Origin of the sequence: Crocinitomix catalasitica ATCC 23190 (assembly GCF_000621625.1) — a bacterium.
Lineage (GTDB): Bacteria > Bacteroidota > Bacteroidia > Flavobacteriales_D > Crocinitomicaceae > Crocinitomix > Crocinitomix catalasitica.
The window spans coordinates 1-1,151 of record NZ_JHXV01000074.1 but is presented as its reverse complement, the minus strand read 5'-3'; the positions used below and the strand labels follow the sequence as shown (position 1 = coordinate 1,151).

Here is a 1,151-nt window from a genome sequence, read left to right as displayed (position 1 = left end):
CTAATTTATGATGAAAAACAGTTTACAACAACAAATAAAATTTACCCCGCATTTGCGGGGTTCGGCATAAAATGCCTAATTTTATTCAGACCGTTGTGTTTCATAAAAATGCTAGCTTACATTAGAAAAAATATCGATTATATACAGGATTTAGCAAAGAATAGAATTAACATTATACTTGTCGCTTCCGGCTATTCTCTTACAAAAGATGAACAACATACCGAAGGGATTGAAACTAGAAGTTTGCAATGGTGTAATCAAAAAGCAAATCACACTATTCAGTTAATATGGGATGGAAAAGAAAATTGGTTTTTTTTAGGTGAATTTGATTCATTAGTTGATTTAAATCTTTCTTACATTAAAGAAATAGCAATAGTACCATTTAAAACTACTAAAAAAATCTCTAGAAAAAGTTATGCAAACAGCACAATAGATGAGCTTATAATTGCCTTAAAGGAAGTTTTGTTAGCTAGAAAGAAGATAAAAAACAATTATTTAGCTTCATTAGATAATATTGCACAAGCGAATTCTAAATTGACTTTTGAAAGAAAATTAACAGGAAGAAATCCAAAATCTTTTTATGGAACAACTTCCTACATTGATTTCATTATTAATGGTACATCTCTGTCTGAAATTTTAGGTGGAATTGGAGAAAATATAGGTAAGTTTGGATGGAAAGATAATTTAGACATTGAAAAGGGCGAGCTTGGTGATTTAAGATCCTCAAATAGTACATGGCTTGAAAATGGATTTCATTCTATTTATGTTTGTTCTGAATGCGCAGATGAAGGTTGCGGAGCATACATGTTTAGAATAATCAAAAAAGAATTCGTTGTGATTTGGACTGATTTTATTTTTGGTGATGGCTATGAAGATACTGACGATAATCCAAATGAAAATATAGATATAGAGCCACTAGTATTTGACAAAGAAGAATATGTTAAGGCTTTGAATGAACTAGAAAAACTATTGTGATTGAAAATAAAAACGAAAACACAACACAAAAATAAAAATTACAGCAAAGCTGTTCGGCATAAATGCCTATTTTTATTCAGCCGTTGTAAACTATTGCCCAAAGTACCCCAATAAACAGAATGTGTAGGTTCGTTACTGAAGTTTGACCTGGAACTAGAACCTGAAATTGAACGTGT

General features: G+C 30.8%; 1 protein-coding gene. It reads left to right on the top strand.

From position 1 onward, the window contains the following. Window positions 1-975 (top strand): hypothetical protein (locus T367_RS0118365; RefSeq protein WP_211252733.1); only part of this gene is annotated, 975 nt, incomplete at its 5' end. Window positions 976-1,151: the final 176 nt, after the last annotated feature.